This window comes from Peribacillus simplex, from assembly GCF_030123325.1.
Classification (GTDB): Bacteria; Bacillota; Bacilli; order Bacillales; family DSM-1321; genus Peribacillus; species Peribacillus simplex_D.
In genome coordinates, this window is record NZ_CP126106.1 from 2,911,185 (window position 1) to 2,930,824 (window position 19,640).

Annotated in this window: 15 protein-coding genes; 3 read left to right on the top strand and 12 right to left on the bottom strand. The window is 38.1% G+C overall.

Going from position 1 to position 19,640, the window contains the following annotated elements:
- Positions 1-64: 64 nt before the first annotated feature.
- The 6 genes from QNH43_RS13795 to QNH43_RS13820 form a co-directional block, all read right to left on the bottom strand.
- Entirely contained in the window at positions 65-1,498 is a 1,434-nt protein-coding gene (locus tag QNH43_RS13795; protein WP_283914550.1) for an alanine/glycine:cation symporter family protein, read from the bottom strand.
- 153 nt (positions 1,499-1,651) lie between these two features.
- Positions 1,652-2,647 carry an asparaginase gene (locus tag QNH43_RS13800; RefSeq protein WP_283914551.1) on the bottom strand — a complete coding sequence of 332 codons (996 nt, stop codon included), beginning with the start codon at positions 2,645-2,647 and terminating at the stop codon, positions 1,652-1,654.
- Between the two features lie 421 nt (positions 2,648-3,068).
- Entirely contained in the window at positions 3,069-4,202 is a 1,134-nt protein-coding gene (locus QNH43_RS13805) for a zinc-dependent alcohol dehydrogenase (protein WP_283914552.1), read from the bottom strand.
- 304 nt (positions 4,203-4,506) lie between these two features.
- On the bottom strand, positions 4,507-4,707 hold the full coding sequence (locus QNH43_RS13810; RefSeq protein ID WP_283914553.1) for a hypothetical protein: 201 nt from the start codon (positions 4,705-4,707) through the stop codon (positions 4,507-4,509).
- Positions 4,708-4,828: 121 nt separating this feature from the next.
- Positions 4,829-5,584 (bottom strand): GTP cyclohydrolase II, encoded by a 756-nt coding sequence (locus tag QNH43_RS13815; RefSeq protein WP_283914554.1) that lies wholly within the window; start codon positions 5,582-5,584, stop codon positions 4,829-4,831.
- Between the two features lie 454 nt (positions 5,585-6,038).
- Positions 6,039-7,208: a glycerate kinase gene (locus QNH43_RS13820; protein WP_283914555.1), complete on the bottom strand. Its 1,170-nt coding sequence runs from the start codon at positions 7,206-7,208 to the stop codon at positions 6,039-6,041.
- A gap of 1,161 nt (positions 7,209-8,369) precedes the next feature.
- Between QNH43_RS13820 and QNH43_RS13825 the strand changes: the two genes are divergently transcribed.
- On the top strand, positions 8,370-9,977 hold the full coding sequence (locus QNH43_RS13825) for an FMN-binding glutamate synthase family protein (RefSeq protein WP_283914556.1): 1,608 nt from the start codon (positions 8,370-8,372) through the stop codon (positions 9,975-9,977).
- Between the two features lie 79 nt (positions 9,978-10,056).
- On the opposite strand, the gene QNH43_RS13830 is transcribed toward QNH43_RS13825, so the two are convergent.
- From QNH43_RS13830 to QNH43_RS13840, 3 genes are all read right to left on the bottom strand, one after another.
- Complete coding sequence (locus tag QNH43_RS13830) at positions 10,057-11,283, bottom strand: MFS transporter (RefSeq protein ID WP_283914557.1); 1,227 nt, start codon at positions 11,281-11,283, stop codon at positions 10,057-10,059.
- Between the two features lie 133 nt (positions 11,284-11,416).
- Complete coding sequence (locus tag QNH43_RS13835) at positions 11,417-12,355, bottom strand: MBL fold metallo-hydrolase (RefSeq protein WP_283914558.1); 939 nt, start codon at positions 12,353-12,355, stop codon at positions 11,417-11,419.
- 837 nt (positions 12,356-13,192) lie between these two features.
- The gene (locus tag QNH43_RS13840; RefSeq protein WP_283914559.1) at positions 13,193-13,786 is read right to left on the bottom strand and encodes a branched-chain amino acid aminotransferase; all 594 of its coding nucleotides are present in this window, start codon (positions 13,784-13,786) and stop codon (positions 13,193-13,195) included.
- 172 nt (positions 13,787-13,958) lie between these two features.
- On the opposite strand from QNH43_RS13840, the gene QNH43_RS13845 reads away from it, so the two are divergent.
- Entirely contained in the window at positions 13,959-15,077 is a 1,119-nt protein-coding gene (locus tag QNH43_RS13845; RefSeq protein WP_283914560.1) for an NAD(P)/FAD-dependent oxidoreductase, read from the top strand.
- Positions 15,078-15,909: 832 nt separating this feature from the next.
- Here the strand turns inward: QNH43_RS13845 and QNH43_RS13850 are convergent.
- On the bottom strand, positions 15,910-16,671 hold the full coding sequence (locus tag QNH43_RS13850; protein ID WP_283914561.1) for a uracil-DNA glycosylase family protein: 762 nt from the start codon (positions 16,669-16,671) through the stop codon (positions 15,910-15,912).
- Positions 16,672-16,989: 318 nt separating this feature from the next.
- Here QNH43_RS13850 and QNH43_RS13855 point away from each other — a divergent pair, with 318 nt between their 5' ends.
- Positions 16,990-17,814 carry a hypothetical protein gene (locus tag QNH43_RS13855; protein WP_283914562.1) on the top strand — a complete coding sequence of 275 codons (825 nt, stop codon included), beginning with the start codon at positions 16,990-16,992 and terminating at the stop codon, positions 17,812-17,814.
- Positions 17,815-18,022: 208 nt separating this feature from the next.
- Here the strand turns inward: QNH43_RS13855 and glaH are convergent, their stop codons facing one another.
- Positions 18,023-18,961, bottom strand: a complete 939-nt coding sequence (glaH, locus tag QNH43_RS13860; protein WP_283914563.1) for a glutarate dioxygenase GlaH — start codon at positions 18,959-18,961, stop codon at positions 18,023-18,025.
- Positions 18,962-19,289: 328 nt separating this feature from the next.
- Positions 19,290-19,631: a DUF3870 domain-containing protein gene (locus QNH43_RS13865; RefSeq protein ID WP_076369363.1), complete on the bottom strand. Its 342-nt coding sequence runs from the start codon at positions 19,629-19,631 to the stop codon at positions 19,290-19,292.
- Between the last annotated feature and the right edge of the window lie 9 nt (positions 19,632-19,640).

Genomic DNA, 19,640 nt, shown 5'->3' on the forward strand with positions numbered 1-19,640 from the left:
AACAATAAGTCAGACGAAATGTATGCGGTGGATCGGTCATATGTCTAAAAATTTTTTTATATGTTTATATGGTCTTTTTTTTAATATAAGTGTCAGCATCTTGAGAGTGCTCCCAACATTCAAGATTTTCAAGCCCTTTAATGCTGTCTTTATAAAAAACAGGATCTTGACCAGCTTTTTTCTGTTTCATATAATCACTTAATGCTGCAAAAGCTACTTTTGATAATAAGAAAACAGCAATTAAGTTTACGATAACCATCAAGCCCATAAATAAATCTGCTAAATCCCATACAAGCTCGACCTTTGCAATCGAACCGAATACAATCATTGCGAACGCGCCTATTCGATAAAGAATCAACCATACTTTACTTGAGTGTAAAAATCGAATATTTGTTTCCCCATAATAATAGTTACCAATTAGCGAACCGAATGCAAATAGGAAAACAAAGATCGCAAGACAACCTGATGCCCAGGAACCGATGTGTTCACTTAATGAAGTTTGTGTAAGTGCAATGCCAGTTAGCCCTGGTTGTTTATAAGCATCCGAAAGTAAAATAATAAATGCTGTGCTTGTACAGATAATCAGTGTATCCGTCAATACGCCAAATGCCTGAATCAGTCCTTGTTTCACCGGATGACTTGTTTTTGCAGTTGCGGCAACGTTTGGCGCACTCCCCATACCAGCTTCATTCGAGAATAAACCACGTTTAACCCCATTCATGAACGCAGCGCCGATTGAACCGCCTGCAAGTTGTTCAAAGCCGAACGCGTTATTAATAATAAGAGAAAGAATTTCCGGCATTTTGGTAATGTTCATTGCTACGACAAATAATGCCATTCCAAGGTATAACACACCAAGAACCATAACCTTGTATTCAGAAATTTTTGCAATACGTTTTACACCGCCAAAGATAATCGCAGCGAAAGCAAGTGTCATGAGAATCCCTACAGTTAAACGATCTGCACCAAATGAGTTCTCAAAAGCAATTGTAACGGTATTTGATTGTACAGAATTGAATACAAGACCGAAAGAAAGCGTAATTAAAATGGAGAATAATACTCCCATCCAACGTTTGTTCAATCCTTTTTCCATATAATAGGATGGACCACCTCGGAAACCAGTTTTATCTTTTACTTTATATACTTGTGCTAACGTACTTTCAATAAAGCTGGTTGCCGAGCTAATAATTGCAATAATCCACATCCAGAAAATCGCTCCAGGACCGCCTAATGCAATCGCAATCGCAATTCCTGTGATATTGCCTGTTCCAACTCGAGCGGCCATACCGATACAGAACGCTTGAAAGGGAGAAACGCTGTCTTTAGAACCCTTTCTTCCTTCCATTAATACACGGACCATTTCCTTTAACATTCTAACCTGTACAAATTTCAATTTAAATGTGAAATAAATCCCACAAGAAACAAGCATAATAATTAATAATTTTGACCAAAGGAAATCATTCGTTACGCCAATTACATCATGTAATAATTGTTGCATTTAAACACCTCTTATTAAAATTTACTAGCTTAGAAGATACATATGGTTTTTTCTCTGTAAAAAAAGATCAACTTCATCAACTGATGAAGTTTGTCCAAAATCAGGAGTTTATAGCCCCCAAATATTTGTGTTAATAGACTAATTAGCGGTATTTCAAAAATATAAGGAAATATCTGCTGCAATCGTTGTTTCCATCATTTCTTTTACCTTTTTAGGATCTGTTGTTTTTCCTAGCACCCACATCAATTTCGGCACGATTGCTTCTGTGTTCATATTTTTAGAACGTACTACACGATCATGGTCAATTTTCCGACCAACTTCATATATACCCATGTCTTCTCCTTCTTCGAGACATTGAGTCGTAATGACAACCGATACACCGTGCTCTGTCAATTCAATTAATTTCGCTAAAATGTTGCGCACTTGAAAAGGTACACCACCACTTCCATAGCTCTCTACGACCACTCCTTTATACAAACCTTTTAGGCAGTCAAAAAATTCTGGTTTTATTCCTGGATGTAATTTCACAACCGCCACATCTGTACAAAGTGATGTATCTAATTGAATGTGTTTCCTTTTTTTGATTTGAATGGATTTATTATATTCAATATGGTCATCATGTATCGATGCAACATACGGATAATTAATACTTTCAAAGGCATCATAGCTTTTCGTTCTAAGTTTAATCGCTCTTGTCCCTTGAATGACTTTGCCGTCAAATACAATATATACCCCACCTATTTCTTCACAAGCAAAACGAATGGCATCTGAAATGTTTCGTTTTGCATCTGTTTTACTAAACGAAATAGGAATTTGCGAACCTGTAATTACAATCGGTTTTGATGCATCTTGTAACATATAAGAAATTGCAGCTGATGTGTAAGCCATTGTATCGGTGCCATGCGTAATAATGAAGCCATCGTAATGATCGTAATGTTCGTAAATAGCATTCGCCAAGTCTATCCAAAACTCTGGTTGCATGTTGGTGCTATCAATGTTCATTAACTCCTTCGTATCAATACGGCAACGTACATTTAATTCAGGTATGTAACTTAATAAATCATCGGCGTGCAGTTCAGGTGCAAGTCCGTTTTCTCCTTCAAGTGAGGCTACTGTTCCACCAGTCGTAATCAACATTAATTTTTTCAATGATAATGTCTCCCCTACTACAATATGTTTTCAAAAAAGTATTCAATTCGCATGCTTTTATTCAATTCGCGTACATTCCATGTAATTATATTAACATAAACATAATAATTCAAGATAAAAATTTTCAATTTTTGTACACTACTTTTTTTTGAAGCCACAGAATGATTTTTACTTACTGAATAATCAGAGCTGAGTTCTATTTCTATACGTGAACCATTTCGTGAAATGACGTACAATAATATTCTTCTGCACGCAAAAAAAGCGATCCATCATCTAAGAATCGCATTTGTTCTATTTAACTATTTCTTATTCAACTAAACTGCCTTAAAGACAGTTCTGATTTCATGATATCAAAAAAATTTCCCATAACAGCGTTATCGTAACAGAGACATGCTCTGTGTAAAGCCATGCTCCCAAAGGATTATGGTTTTAAAACGACTTTTATACAATCATCCTCACGATTATTAAAAATTTGATACCCATGACTTGCGTCTTCAAGGGACATTTTGTGTGTGATAATTTCCCTTGGGTCAAATTCGTTATTTGTTATTTTTTTAAACAATTCTGGCATTAAATGAATGACTGGAGCTTGTCCCATTTTAAGATTAATATTTCTTATCCAAAATGCACCTAATGGAAAAAGATTATAGTTACCCCCGTAAACACCAGTCATTTGCACAGTACCATACTTCCGGACAGCTTTAGTAGAAATTTGAATGGGTCCAAGGGTTCCGCCCTGCAGTTTGAATTTTTGTTCCAGAAACTCTAGGGGTGATTTCTTTCCGTCCATACCTACACAATCGATGACGACATCTGCCCCACCATGAGTAATCTCTTTTAAATGTTCACCCATATCGGGGTATTTTGTGAACTCAAATACCTCAACTTTGTTCATCTTTTTCGCATGATCGATCCGGTAATCCAAGTAATCAATTGCTATCACACGTTTTGCACCTTTCATCCAGGCAAATTTTTGTACCATCAACCCAACAGGTCCACATCCAAGAACTATAACAGTATCGCCTGATTTTACACCTGCATTTATTACACTCCAATAAGCTGTTGGCAGAACATCCGATAAAAAGAGCAGTGACTCATCTTCCAATTCGCATGATTCCTCGATAACAAAGGGAGTGAAATTTCCAAAAGGGACTTTTAAATATTCAGCCTGACCACCTGGATGGTTACCGAACTTTTCCGTATAACCAAAGTATCCTCCAGAATCATAATGAGGGTTTGAGTTATCGCACTGGCTTTCCATTTCATGTTGGCAATAAAAGCAATGTCCGCATGAAACATTAAAGGGAACGACAACACGGTCTCCCTTTTTTACTTTTGTGACTTCAGGTCCAACTTCTTCTACAATACCCATTGGTTCGTGACCGATAATATATCCTGGGGGTAATGGCATGTTACCTTGATATAAATGCAAATCAGATCCGCAAATAGCGGTAGAAGTAATCTTAACTATGATATCGTCTTTTTTTTCTAATTTTGCATCCTCTACTTGGTTAACCTGTACATGATTTGGTCCTTGATAAGTTACAGCCTTCATAAATGCCGGTCCCTCCTAATTCTAATATTCACTGTTAACACTCTTAACTATGTTCAGCAAGGAAAGTAAATAATATACTTAGTCACTCTTAGCATAATTTTTATGTAAGTTAATAAAGTTGCACGGTTTATAATAAAGGCGTACTGTCTTGATTGCGAATTATTGGTGATGGCGATCGAATTAGTTTTTGAAATTGTATATAGCGTGAAATAATTCGGGGAATTAAATTTCTGGTAACAACCATTCCATATAAGAAAAGGAGCTGCTGATAAGCTTCTTATAATGAAGAAACGCACCCGTTAGCTCAACAAGGATATTTTTCTATTTTTGCACTTTTACCAAGGAAAGTTGTATTTCTAATTATTCTCGGAATATCCAGGAAAATTATTGTATTGGCAGCATCAAGGCTTGGATAGCGGCAGTAATTACTCCAATTTTCGAAACAGCAATAATCGCTAATTGCATATAAACGTTGCCAAGGAGTTGCTTCAGAGATAGCGATCATACCTTTCTTTCCAAATAATACAACTACCATTCACATTAAAAAGGTAAATTAGTATATTAAATTTTCTTGGTGGTTTAGGATATAAATCCAGAACAATTATAGGGGTAGAAGCAGGATGAGATTAGTCATTTGGACAAATCCTTTCTTCCTCTAAATGACCTGAACGTTTTATCTTTGTCTGGAGATAATTCTCATTAAACTCCGAAATATCCCCCCATAAAGGCTTTCTACCTGCAACCTCCAAACCGGCGTTTTTCAAAGCTTCCAACTTTTTGGGGTTATTGGTCATAAGTGTAACCGGCTTGGATCTTAGTGCTTTCAATACCAATATCGCGTCATTATAGTTTCTGGAATCATCAACAAAACCCAGTTTTTTATTAGCATCAACTGTATCATAGCCATTTTCCTGAAGGATATAAGCCAGTGCTTTACTAAAGAGGCCAATTCCTCTTCCTTCATGATTGGCTAGATAAAACAACGCGCCCACACCATGTTCCACTATCATTTTCATGGATTTTTTCAATTGATAACCGCAGTCGCATCGCTTACTGCCAAATATGTCACCTGTATGACAAATGGAATGCATTCTGATAATGGCATCATCACCATTTGAAAAGTCACCATATACTAACACACTTGATTGCTGCAATTCAGCTAAATTAACAGAAGATAATTTTTCAATAATTCTCTCATAGTTTTCTGTTACTTCGTCACAATTTAGCCAACAATACCATTTGAACACTACCGTCTCCCCATATAAGTTAACTGGTAGTCGAATGGGACCAACTAAATAAATTGCCTTTTTATCTATTTTAATTAAACGAATTTTATCTTCTATAACTGAAAGAACTTTCGAATCAAACTTTGTTTGGGTCATGAGTTTCACTCCTTTTTTGAGTTAGTTTAAGCATCGATGCAAAATTTATCCCATTAGAATTTTTCTCAGCTTCTATGAACTATTTTACTTTTCATTCTTCCTTAACTCTCCATTTATTCTTATGGATACTTCAAGAAAATGATATGGACAGAATAATTGATTATCCCAAATGACTTTAAACGCTGAGATGAATCGAGTTAATTTACTATACTCATTCACCTTCACCTCTTTTCAATTCTTTGAACGAATCTGCCCCGATAGTGGCATAAAGAAAAAGCTGCCTTAAAGACAGCTCCAAATTACAGAATTTTATAAAATGCCCACCGTTAACTAAATAGGAATTCTCATAAACCTTGAAGACTAATCTCTTAGGCTAATCATTTATTTCGAACCCCTTCAAAAAGTATTCAACCGTTTCAGGTTCTTCTTCTATTTAGTTCCCTTTCTTTAATCTTTAAGCTCTTTTAGAAAACAATTCATTACCCCTATTTTTAATCGCTCCCAAAAAAGTCCGCATTACTTGTTCGGCTGACCCTTCCAACAATTCAGCTCCTCTTTCCATAGCTTCCTTTAACGGCATAGGGGCGCTCACTAAACTATGAACACTAGTTACTCCATGTTGATATAAAACTTCAATACCGGTTCCGATCGATCCAGCTAAAACAAATACTGGAATACCGTGCTTTTTGGCTTCTTGTGCAACTCCCATTGGTGTTTTGCCCGAAGCTGTCTGGTAATCGATTTGGCCCTCACCGGTAAAGACACAATCAGCATCGGACAATCTTTCACCCATTTTCGTATGCTCCAATACAATATCGATCCCCCTTTTTGTTTCTGCTGGGAAAAAGGCTTGAAATGCACCTCCCATTCCACCTGCAGCACCCGCACCCGCTTTATCATGCAAGTGTATGCCTGTCTTGATTTCCACTAAATCCGCCCATGATGATAATGCTTTATCAAGCAATTCAACCATGGCAGGAGTGGCACCTTTTTGAGGTCCGAAAACACTTGATGCCCCATTTGGACCGACTAACGGATTCTGGACATCCGAGGCAATCATAAACTCGGAATCTGCAATTCTGGAATCAAGATCTTCGGTATTAATTTCTGATATCCGTGATAATTCGGCACCCCCGAATCCCAGCGGTTTACCATCTTCATCAAACACCCGCATCCCCAAGGCCTGGAGCATCCCAACACCCGCATCATTGGTAGCGCTTCCGCCCACCGCTAAAATGAACTTTCGACAGCCATCATTCAATGCCTTTTGAATAAGCTCCCCTGTTCCGTATGTAGTAGTGACCAATGGGTTCAACTTATCTGGATCGACTAGGCACAGTCCGGATGCACTGGCCATTTCAATCACGCATGTTTCCTGATCACCCAAGATTCCATATGCTGCCTGAACGTCTTCAAGTAAAGGTCCTTTAACAGTCACTTCAACTTTTCGGCCATTCGTAGCTGCCACAAGGCTATCCATCGTACCTTCCCCGCCATCCGCTACAGGAACCAATTCTGTCCTCGCATCCGGCAGTGCCTTCCTGATCCCTCGCTCGATTGCTTTGGAAGCTTCTAATGCTGACAGACTTCCTTTATAGGAATCTGGTGCAATAACAATTTTCATGCTCAGGCCCCCTTTGAATATATTTTTAATAACCTTTGGAAATATTTTAATCACCGTTCATTCTTTACGAAAATTAGTATGGAGTGTTGTTTGTTTTTTGGGGGCTATTATATAGAAAAAATGATCTTAAGTCAGTATTCTGTTATTTTCCCACCTCCTTAAGTAAAAGAGTGCAAAAGGCTTAAACTATAGACCATCCCCTATTTCATTATAAGTCATCGCTTGTTTGCATGGGGGTGATGGAAATCAAATTAAATACGTTAAATAAAAGTGAGCTGATTCAAATGACGGAAAATAAATTTGGTATTCAACACACCCTTGTTGGGTTCCTGATCGGGTTTCATTCTCACTACTGCACTTGCTGAAAATGATATCGGCCAAAGACTGGATACAGTCATCAAACAATTAGGCTGTTTTCGTAAAGATTGTTGTTTTTAAAACGAAACGATTTAAGGTTGATTGGAGCGCAAGTGCGAGACTCCTGCGGGAGCAGCGGGACAGGTGAGACCCCACAGGCGTTTACGCCGAGAAGGCTCACCGCCCGCTCCGCGGAAAGCGAGCACCTGGAGGGGAAATCAACCACACCGCATTACTTGTTAAATCGCAACAAAGTATGTGAAAACAGCCAACAATTAAAAGCAAAAAGCTTTGTTATTCGAATCGGTTTGGGCTCAATTGTGGAAAAGGTATCATACAAATGCCACTTTTTCCGGGAAGCTGAATCAGCACTTTTACTAGGTGAAGCCAATCAAGCTTTAATATACTGATGTGGAAACAAAGGCACTCTTGTAAAGGATAGATGAGCGGGCGAAACGGAAAATTCAGGAAAGAATACTAGGCTGCTTATCTGAAAAGTTGATCGAGACACTGTAACAATTTTTCCTTAGTAACTTAAATATCGGCGTATGTGCCCTTATATACCGATTAAAAAGTTAATCACCCGATATAATCTACATTAGATGCGTGATGACATAACTTTGCAGCTAGCCATTTGGTAAGAAATCGAAAAGGAGAAATTGAAGATATTTTAAGAACAAAACGGTCTATTTAAATTAACTCATTCTATCCCTATTAAATCCTTGCATTGGAAATCTGTATAATTGATCGAAATACCGCGTAGATTAACAATACATGATTTTTTTGTATATCAGGAGGGATTGAATGAGTGGCATCGCAAATATTTTAATTATCCTTGGATTTACAGTTATTTTCATCGTTATCATCATCTTGGTTTTCCTATTACTTTATATGATTTTCTTTGACCGCACGCAGAAGCACCATGCAATTTTAAGAAATTACCCCGTGCTCGGGAGAATACGTTACTTTCTGGAAAAAATTGGGCCTGAAATGAGGCAATATTGGTTTAACAGTGATAACGAAGGAAAACCCTTTTCCCGGGATGACTATGAACATATGGTGAAAAGTTCAAAATATTTACGGGATGTAATAGGTTTTGGTTCAAAACGGGATTTTGATGAAGAAGGCTTCTTTGTTAAGAATAGCATGTTCCCGAAATTGGCTGAAGAAGAAAAGTACGATCGGGAAACAAAAGTGACGACTAAAAGATACATTCTAGTGAAAGACCCGCTTTTCTCACAACGAGAAGAAAAATGGGGTGATGAAGTGTCCTCTGCATTCTTATTGGATGATGAAGATGCCGTGATCATCGGCCCAAACACTAAGCATCCCTTTCGAGTAAAAGGTCTTATCGGCATGTCCGCCATGAGTTATGGTTCTTTGGGGAAGAACGCAATCACTGCCCTTTCTGAGGGATTGGCTGCAGCAAAAGGCACATGGATGAATACAGGGGAAGGAGGACTTTCTCCTTATCATTTAACCGGCGGTGTCGATATAATCATGCAAATCGGGCCGGCCATGTTTGGAGTTCGTGATAGCAAGGGCGAAATGGATTGGGATGAATTAAAAAGAAAAAGTGAAATACCAGAAATCAAAGCATTTGAAGTCAAATTGGCTCAAGGTGCCAAAACTCGCGGAGGGCATATCGATGCTGAAAAAGTGAATCCGGAAATTGCTGAAATCCGTAAGGTCGTTCCGTACAAAGCGATCGATAGTCCAAATCGGTTTCATCAATTCAATGACGTAAAATCCATGTGCGAGTTTATTGAAAGAATCAGGGAACAAACAGGCATCCCGGTAGGCATCAAAATGGTGATCGGCGGCAATGACAGTGTCGAAGAGCTTGCTAGCTATATGAAAGAAACCGGGAAAGGTCCGGATTTCATTTCATTGGATGGCGGTGAAGGCGGCACGGGTGCTTCTTATCAGGAATTGATCGATAGCGTAGGATTGCCGCTAAAATCCGCGTTGCCGATCTTAGTATCGACACTGGAAAAATACGGCGTCCGAGATCGGGTTAAAATCATCGCCTCCGGTAAATTGTTCACGCCTGATAGAATCGCCATTGCCCTAGCCATGGGAGCCGACCTTGTTAACATAGCGCGTGGTTTCATGATTGCGATAGGATGTATCCAGACGATGAAATGTCAATCCAACGCTTGTCCTGTCGGGGTAGCAACCACTGATCCGGAACTGCAAAAGGCACTTGTCATCGATGAAAAGAAATACCGTGTGGTCAATTTTCTTGTTACCCTTAGAAAAGGATTATACCGAATCTCAGCCGCTGCTGGTTTGGATTCACCTATCCATTTTCAACCTAAGCACATTAGCTATAAGGATGATAAAGGAATTGTCACATCCCTAGAAGATATCATGAAAGAAGTAAAGGGACATATAGGTGCCAGACAATGAAAAACCACCGCCCTCGTTTATGGGCGGTGGTTTTCACTTTATCAATAAGTGAAGTCACTTTAGGCTGCTCCAAAATGTATCAGGCATGTAAACGAACATCCCCTGTCTGCTCTTTTCCCTTACCCATCAGCTTTCCATAGCGATAATAAACATAAACTGCAGCTATAAATCCAGTTACAGACAGGAATGCATCAAATATGAAGATGATTGATATATTCCCGCTTTTCGACATCCAACCCGTTACAAGCGGCATGACTATAGAAGCCAATCCAGCAGCTGTTGCTACAATCCCTGTCACTGTTCCTTTTTTACTCCAGAAAAATTCCGTCATTATCGTAATGGCTAATAGAAAGATACCCGCAGTGGAAAGTCCGATGAAAAATGCGGTGATGGAAACGATGATCGGTACCTTAACCAAAAGGATCGTAAGGATTGAAATAAAAGTTATGATCGGATAAACCATGATAACCGTTATTGGCCGGACGATCTTTTTTAATAATATGGATAAAACCAATACAGAAATAAGCGCCCCTAAACTATAATAACTCAGTAATTTGATGGAACTGGCCATCGTCATGCCCACAGCTTGCTGCCCATAAGTCGGAAGCCATATCTGTGAAACGGTGAATAATCCTGTTGATGTGAAACCGATTATCACGAGGGCAAGTCCCTCTTTACGTAATACCGGTTCTGAAATGAATTTCATTCTCCCGGTACGATCGTCCATATGTTTTTCCTTATACATATTCGTACCAGGAAAAGAAACGGTGAATAAAAAAATCAAATTCAATAGATAAATGACAGCAGGAATAAAAAAGGCATATCCATAAAACATCTCATGATTCGAGAAAAATAATATCATGAACGGAAGAAGAAATGCTCCAGCAGACATGAATGCTTTCACCAGTACACTTGCAGAACCGGCAGCTCGTGGGAAAAGCTCTGTTAAACCTGGATATGATCCTGCATCCATTGACGAATTAGCGACACCTGCAAGGATAGCAAAAACAAAAGCCATATGATAATTTGGCGATAATGGAATACCGATCAAGAAAATACCCATTCCCAATGATGAAGCAATAATTAATGGTTTGCGCCCGATTTTATCTGATAAATATCCCGTAAATGCATATGTAAGTAATTTCCCCACCCCTATAGCTGCGATGATATAACTTACCCCGGCATTATCTGTATCCCATTGCTCCGTTAAATACGGCATATTCGATGCGAGCATGATATTGACCATACCTAACAGGAAATAATTAATATATACTCCTGATGCTGTTTTCATATACGTGTTCTTCATCTCAAAACTCCCAACCTGTCTTCAGTAAACGTTCTCCGCCGATTCATTAACTAGTATATTTAAGACAGTGTGACTTGCGTTTTGAATATAAAAAAAGCTCATATGACATGAGCTAGAAACAACGTTCAATATATCAAATGGATTGATAATACCATTTGCCATCACGTTTAAACTTTCTGCATTGGTCGTTCAAAAGAAGGTATTCAAGGTGAGCCAATGTTTCACCAACAGCAAACCTGGTTTCGTGAATGGGCAGATTTCCAAATAAGATATGGCAAGCCCTTTTTACAGAAATCGGCTCTTTCATGTTTTCATGAATCACATGCAGCCTGTCCTGATGGTGGTCCAATAATTCAACAATTCTTTTATTGGCATTTTGAAACGGTTTCCCATGTGAAGGGATGACATATTCAACGTCCAGCTTTTGTATTTTTTTCAAAGAAGTAAAAAACTCTTCCAATGGGTTGCAGAAACCTTTAAACCAATACGAAATATTTGGAGATACCCTGGGCAATATATGATCTGTAGAGAAAAGGACACTTTTTTCCTTATTGTATAATGATATCAGGCCATCAGAGTGCCCCGGCGTGAAAATTACTTCATACTCATAATTGCCAAAATGCAGATTCATTCCTTCTTCAAGATGATGATTTACGGTAGGATAGGGTTTTACTTGGGGCATGAATCCACTTTCGTCACTGGATAAGGCGACGGCTACCTCGTCTTCCATACCACATGCCTTATAATTTTCTTTAAGCAGGTTCAGCGAATCCGTTTCCCAATACGTAGTTCCCGCATGTTCATCCACTTGCGTCATCCAAACATCCGCCCCGGTTAATTGTTGTAATGCCCCGGCATATCCGAAATGGTCTGGGTGATAATGGGTGATGATAATATCGGTAATATCGTGTTTTTCGATAATTGGGTTCCATAGATCCTTTGTCGTTTTGTTATTTAATCCCGTATCAATGATTGTCCACCCTTTTTTACCTTCTGCTAGGAAACAATGGACATGATCCAACCTAAAAGGCATTGGAATGGTAACTTGAGTAACTTTCAATTCATTCAGCAACTATAACTGCCCCTTCCGATGTAATTTTAATTACTTGAACAAAAAACAAAACATTTAAGTTTATTAAATAAAGGTTATCATTAATCAATTCGACGAATTCTTTCAAGTTCCTTTAATCGATATCAAGAGCCATTCGGTTAAAATAGAGAACCCATGGCCTAGGGCATTGTTAACTCAAGAAATAAATAACTGCCATTAAGTTTTTTTGTGGGTGTAAAAATATGACTTGTTCATTTCCACTACAGGCACTCGCTTTCCGAGTGAGTCTCCCCCTTCCATTCCAATCAACTTTGTTTTAACAATAGGCTGTTTTCGCATACTTTGTTGCTATTTACCAAGTAAAGCGGTGTGGTTGATTTCCCCTCCAGATGCTCGCTTTCCGCGGGGCTCACCTGTCCCGCTGCTCCCGCAGGAGTCTCGCACTTCCGCTCCAATCAACCTTAAATCGTTTCGTTTTAAAAACAACAATCTTTACGAAAAGAGCCTAACGATAAGAAAGAACGCCTTTTAATACAGTCTTTTTAAAAATATAGAAGGAGTAAAATTTGAGGTGATAAGGGTGCTTTCTTCAGCGAGATCAACTTGAAAGGATTACTATAGATCAACTGGTGCCATCGAACCATTTGGTTGTAAACTGGAGACGGCCTTTGTTTTATCTTACATGTATGACTTGGTGGAAGCTATGTATTCAGAGGTAGGACACCCAGGTATGATCCATTTATATTCTCTATTACTGCTTCAAATCCCCAAAAAACCAAAAGGGTTTCGGAATGAGAGCATTCCGAAACCCTTTTGTCCACAAACTGACGTCATTAAAATTAATGGCTGCACCCCGTTTTACATATCTTCCTCGATTGTTTGAACAAGGATAAAAAGAAATTGATAGATTAAATTAAAAGCTTCTTGTAATGACATGTCTTCTCTAAACCCTTTTAAGTTATCCAAGGCAAAATTCACGTCCCATAGCCCGTCGCCCTGATTAAACATTAAACTGAACGAGCCAATTCCTCCTTGAAGTTCCTTAATTAAATACGTTTTTAAAACTTCACCCATTTTTTTCTGGAATTTCAATCCGAACATCGCGTTATATGTACCGAAAACATCATCGACTTCTAACGAAAGTGCCTCAACGCCGATTAATTCGAACCAATGTGATTCAAAGTAAAGGAATTCATCTTTGTTTTTTTTCAAATACTCGATAGGTTGTGCTAAAAATGCAGAGTTCTCTTCAGAGATTAATTCTTCGCTCTCTTTATTACTGCGCTCCATATAAGCAGCTGTAAAACGGGATGCATTTTCTTTTTCCACTATAATAATATCGTCGGCAATTAATTTATGCTTTTCTACATAATCCTTTTCTTCTTTAAACAACTCAACCTTTTTTTCGATTACGGATTTTGATATGTATGATTCCATTTGTTTTTTTAACATGATATGTCCTCCTAGTATCTTTTCAAGCGCTCGCAATTTCAATCATAGCATATTCCCTATAGATAAAATAATTTTGTGAAAGAAATTACAATGTCGATTGTAGCAATCAATTCGTGTCTTCGATATAGTAGTGGTAAGTGTTTATACATATGAGAGAAATGAGAGGTTGAATATGCAGAAAATCATTGTAGTTGGTGCAGGAATTTTGGGAGCTTCAACTGCCTATCAGTTGGCTAAAAATGGGACTGAAGTGATCATTATTGACCGTCAAGATGTCGGTCAGGCAACATCTGCAGCTGCAGGAATCGTATGCCCGTGGATATCACAAAGGCGCAACCAAGCTTGGTATCTCCTTGCCAAAAATGGGGCGGCTTTTTATCCGGGTTTAATTGAAGAACTTGAACGGGACGGCGAAACAGAGACTGGTTATGCCCAAGTAGGGGCCATAAGTCTACATACAGATGAAGCTAAATTGAATGCCATGAAGAACCGGGCGGCAAAACGGAAAGAAGATGCACCGGAGATTGGGGCGATCACATTACTTTCCGCAGAAGAGACTCGTGCCTTATTCCCGCCTCTTTCCAGTGAATATGCAGCCGTTCACGTGAGTGGTGCCGCGCGGGTCGATGGACGCGCACTTCGTGATTCCTTATTGCGGGCATCACAAAAAAACGGTGCAAAACTTTTGTATGGTGAGGCTATACTTTCACATAACGGTGCACAAGTGACAGGTGTAACATTTGGAAATGAATTCATACCTGCCGATAAAGTGATTGTTTGTGCTGGAGCTTGGGCACCGGAATTACTGAAGCCACTGGGCGTGAATTTTCAAGTCACCTTCCAAAAGGCTCAAATCATTCACCTGGAAACGCCAAATGAAAATACGAATAACTGGCCTGTAGTCATGCCTCCGAGTGATCAATATCTTTTGGCTTTCGATAATAACAAAATCGTTGCTGGGGCGACTCATGAAAATACGGTAGTTTTCGATAACCGAATGACCGCAGGAGGGCTGCAGGAAGTTTTCAACAAAGCCTTGCAAACCGCTCCCGGTTTAACAGATAGTACGTTTGTTGAAGCAAGGGTCGGATTTCGTCCCTTCACGCCGGGATTCCTTCCGGTCATGGGTCCTTTACCTGACTGGGAAGGCATAATCGTAGCAAATGGTCTTGGAGCTTCCGGTTTAACAATGGGCCCATATTTAGGCTCCCTATTGGCAAACCTCGCACTTGATAGAAAAATCGAAATCGATATAGAAAATTATGATGTAAGAGGTGCACTTTTCACATAACTTCCAAATCCTTCGTTTGATTTGAAACTTCACCACCCGTTTTTTCAATGGTCCATATCATAAAAAATCAAGGACCTTTAATGTGTCCTTGATTTTTTATTCTTTAATTTTTCGAACAGGACATTTTTGTTGAAATATGACAAATTTAAATATCTATGTACCATGAACAATATTTACATAATCATCAAATAACGCTGTTATCAGTTTTTCTCTAAAGGAAATTGTTAAGCCACAAATAACCATCATCAACAATACATACCTTTTTTGTCCCATACTTGACTGTTGATGGTTAAGTTCCTTAAATCGTATTCAATAAAGTAATGAATCCATTTACTATTCTGTTCTTTTAAATGAAAGGCTGTTTTCGTAAAGATTGTTGTTTTTAAAACGAAACGATTTAAGGTTGATTGGAGCGCAAGTGCGAGACTCCTGCGGGAGCAGCGGGACAGGTGAGACCCCACAGGCGTTTTCGCCGAGGAGGCTCACCGCCCGCCCCGCGGAAAGCGAGCATCTGGAGGGGAAATCAACCACACCACTTTACTTGGTAAATCGCAACAAAGTATGCGAAAACAGCCAAATGAAAAAATTTATTGATTAATATCAGGTCCACTAACTTCTTCATAGATAACTTTTAACTCTTCAATGGTAAGTGATTTTAAAAATTCCTCTAGTTCATCCATGTTAATGCCTCCTATAATAAAGAACATTTGTTCTTATTATAATCTCCAAAATATCACTAGTAAATAGTTAATTTTACTTTTAACACTATTAGATGAATTAAAGACCTATTCAAATGTTTACCATCGTTTCAGTGAGCATACAGCCCTCCTCTTTAACCAACGGTCATTTCCTTTGAAAAATAGTGCTGTAACATTATTTTCATTTGCTCTTTATTTGCAGCAAATTGCTTATGACGATGTCCATTTCCTCCAGATGGATGAGGAAATCCTAGAAGTATGTTGTTAGCATCCAAATAATCTTGACTCGCTAAATAGTTTAAGACCTTGGAAACATTAACGCCTAAAGGAATAATAAGCGGGCGTTCAATGGTACCTATTTCGGTAGCAAAGCCTTCCATAATATTTTTTTTAAGCAACTCGGTCTTTAGCATATTCGGAGTCGTTCCACTGTAGTTTTTCCCTTTATAAAAGACAGGATAGGTTAAAACAGAGGTAGTGTGAACGAGGTGACTAGCTTTGTTAAAAAGATCCAGTGTGGACGATATATTAAAGTATGTGTTTAATCCAAGCTCATCTAACATTTGAACCAAATTTTTTCTCATCGTTCCTTCAAAACTGGAATTCTTTTTTACTTCGTGCAGGATCTCTTCATCGCTATGTAAGTGCCCTCTTGCATTAATTACGGTAGAATACGATTTTTTCATTTGATGTAAACCAGGAGTGATTCCGACAATCACCACTTTGGCCCGTTCATTTACATATTCAAAAGGAGCGTAATAGATTTCGAGCTTTTTCTTTTCTTCTCTTTCAAGCAAAAATTGTTCGCTCTGTATCATTTCATCTGTATAGGAAACAGGTAATGCATTAATTAAGTCCTTAAATTTCGTAAAACTAGAAAAATTAGCGATCCCCATAAAATACTATCCCCTCTTTCTATCTTCCATTTATTTTGGTCATATCAGTATATCAGAAATTCAGATTCCCAACCGAATATAGGCTACAGTATAATCTTTTTGAATCCGTATGTTCATTAACGGAAATTGAGAAAATACTAGTTGTCTTTATAGTGCTGTATTAACTCTCCATAATAATAAAAACGTAATGAAGTATGCTTTATAGTACCCTATACAAAAAGGGAAAAAAACGCATATTTAACATGTGTAATTGTAAAAAATTTGCATATCGGATATTCTTGAATTATCTTACAAGTCAAAATAATCAAAGGGGAAAAAATGAGTTATCTAGGAAAGTACATGAAAATGCCGCCGACATTTGAAAAGCTTCAGAAATTGGAAAAGGATATTGAAAAAGAAGGATACTCATTAGCTGATTTAAGCCTTTACTTACAAGTAAACTTCCCGCATTATGAAATCACTCCCTGCGATGTCATCCCGTTTGCAAATATAGGTTGCGACGGCATTCATTATGGCTTCCTATCTGATTTTGGAATGGTATCTGACTTGGAGAATGCGTTTATTGTTTGTATCAGTCCAATGGATGATTTTGATGAACATATAAAGATTGTAGCAAGGAATATTAGGGAGTTTGTTAGCTTGGTTTGTTCGATGAAAGATGCCACTACAATTTCTAACATAAATTTAATTAAAGAAGAGGAACAGCATATTAGTTTGCTCAAAGAACTGAAAAAAGAAGAAATTGAGGAATATGAAGAACAAGCAAACTATATAGTAGAAAAAATAATATCGACATTTGGATGCGAAATAATAGAGGATGTCTATCAATATGTGGAAAAAGATGTAATGACAGCAAGAGAGCAACAAACAATGTTACCAACTCTGGATGGTATTGGTATAGTATCTTTTGACATTATTAATAGAAACCATAACATATACAAGCTTGAAAAAGATAAGGAGATTGACTTGGACGACGTGAAATCCTTTTTCAATTCAGCAACTACAGAAAGTAAACTGGCTTTCATAAGAGATGCACAATTTACTTACTTAATTTCAGACGAGATAGAGTTAAAAGAATTGGTCATTAATGAATTGATCAAATTAGGTTTAAATGATGAAGCAGGAAGATTAAAAAGAATATAAAATAGAATAATTTTTGCACACTGGTAGGCTAGATCAAGATATCAAGTGCGGACCCAATGTTTAAGGTCCTCCTTTTTCATACCATTAACAACTTTAAACTGAACCCTTTCAAAAAAAAGATAAATTGCTTTCCAGCCCTTGGGGTGAAAAGAATTTATCTTAAAATGGTATTTGGGGATGAAAAAAAATTTGGGTTTACAAAATGAAACTATTGATTGAATCTTCCGCGCTGGCGAAGTAATTCACGGTTCAGGTTCGGATCTTTTTCAAAAGCAGCTCGTCCGTGAAGCCAGAATATATTATTTACGACAACTAAATCTCCAACAGGCAGTTCCAGTTCAAGGACACTTTCATCGCTTTCTAATGAATCGGATAAATCGCGTAAGTATTTGGCTTGTTCGATTGATTCAGGATAAACGAATTGATCGATATAACATATACCAGGTTTGTTATTATGATTGAAGAATGTCAATCTTTCAATCTCCTGATCAATGTTCTTGCTTTTTGGAGCCTTATACGTGAATTTGTGGCTGGATAATGGATGATTCACATACATATCAAGCTCTTTCCAATCATCTAAGTGCAATAAACGTGATTCGCCACCGCGTGCATTTTGTTCGATCATCTTCATCATTAGTAACCAATCCGTCGGTTCGTCTACAAAGGTGCCGTCCGTATGAAGGGTAAATAAACGATAAGCCTGACGCAAATACGAATCACTGCTATCCGTGTCTTGAACGCTAAAACGGGCATAATATTTTCCTGACATTGCATCATGGTTTGGAGTTCCCAGCAAGTATGAAATGGCCGTTGCAAAAATGACGTATTCATCCGTATTTTCCGTAACACCCTCCAAGCCTAGGGTGAAGCCGCCGGATTCCCGATCATGAACGATGTTCCGAAGCAATTCACCAAAATCTTCACCCACTTGATCCAATAGATAAGAAGCAATGATAAGTCGTGCATATGGTGTATATTCCAGATGCTGAACAGACTGATTATCCTTCGATACGGTTTCTAAAAAAGCGGCAATTGCCTCTTTAGAAATTTCTATATGATATAAACGGCTGGATTGAGGGTGAACTTTCACCTCATATTTTTCTGTTTTCCTTTCGAACTTAGCTCTCTTTTTTTCTGCAATGCTCATGAATAATTCCTCCTGTTATTTGTAATATAGGTGACAAAGTTAACGGGAAATATAAAAAGCCAGTCGCACATGATCCCCAAATAAAATAGGAATCTAACTGTACAACTGGCTTATATTCACTTCACTGCTCTATGCGAATAGAGTCACAGCGAATATGCAGTTTATGTAAGATTTATTTTTCCTGTTTCCAATCATTATGATCTTTACACGATTCTGAAAAGGTATTTTCCAAAAGGTGTTAATGTCATAATATTGGCTTAATTCCATTAAAACGTTTTTTCGTAAAATTGTCAACACTTTTAACATATTATTCTGATAAATCACTTTCCTAACTTGATAGTTTCGATTTATCTCCTGCTTTAATTTGCTGAAAATGGAGATCCAGGTCCTTCAAGGCAGCAATCAATGCATTAGCCGCCTTTCCCCGATAATAAGATTGAATGGATTCTATCGCGTCATCAACACCATCATTTAAACTGATCCCTTTTAATAAACGCCCAATAAATTCCCTGCCATGCTCTGTTGCCAGTGTACAGGAAGCTTCCAGGACAACCCCATATTTAGCATCGACTTCTGCCGTGATGGTCAGTGTTTCAAAGACACTTTTCGCTGCCATCCCTTGAGGTAAACGCGCATGACCTGCAATAAAAATTGTTTTACCATTGAACATGAGGCTTCT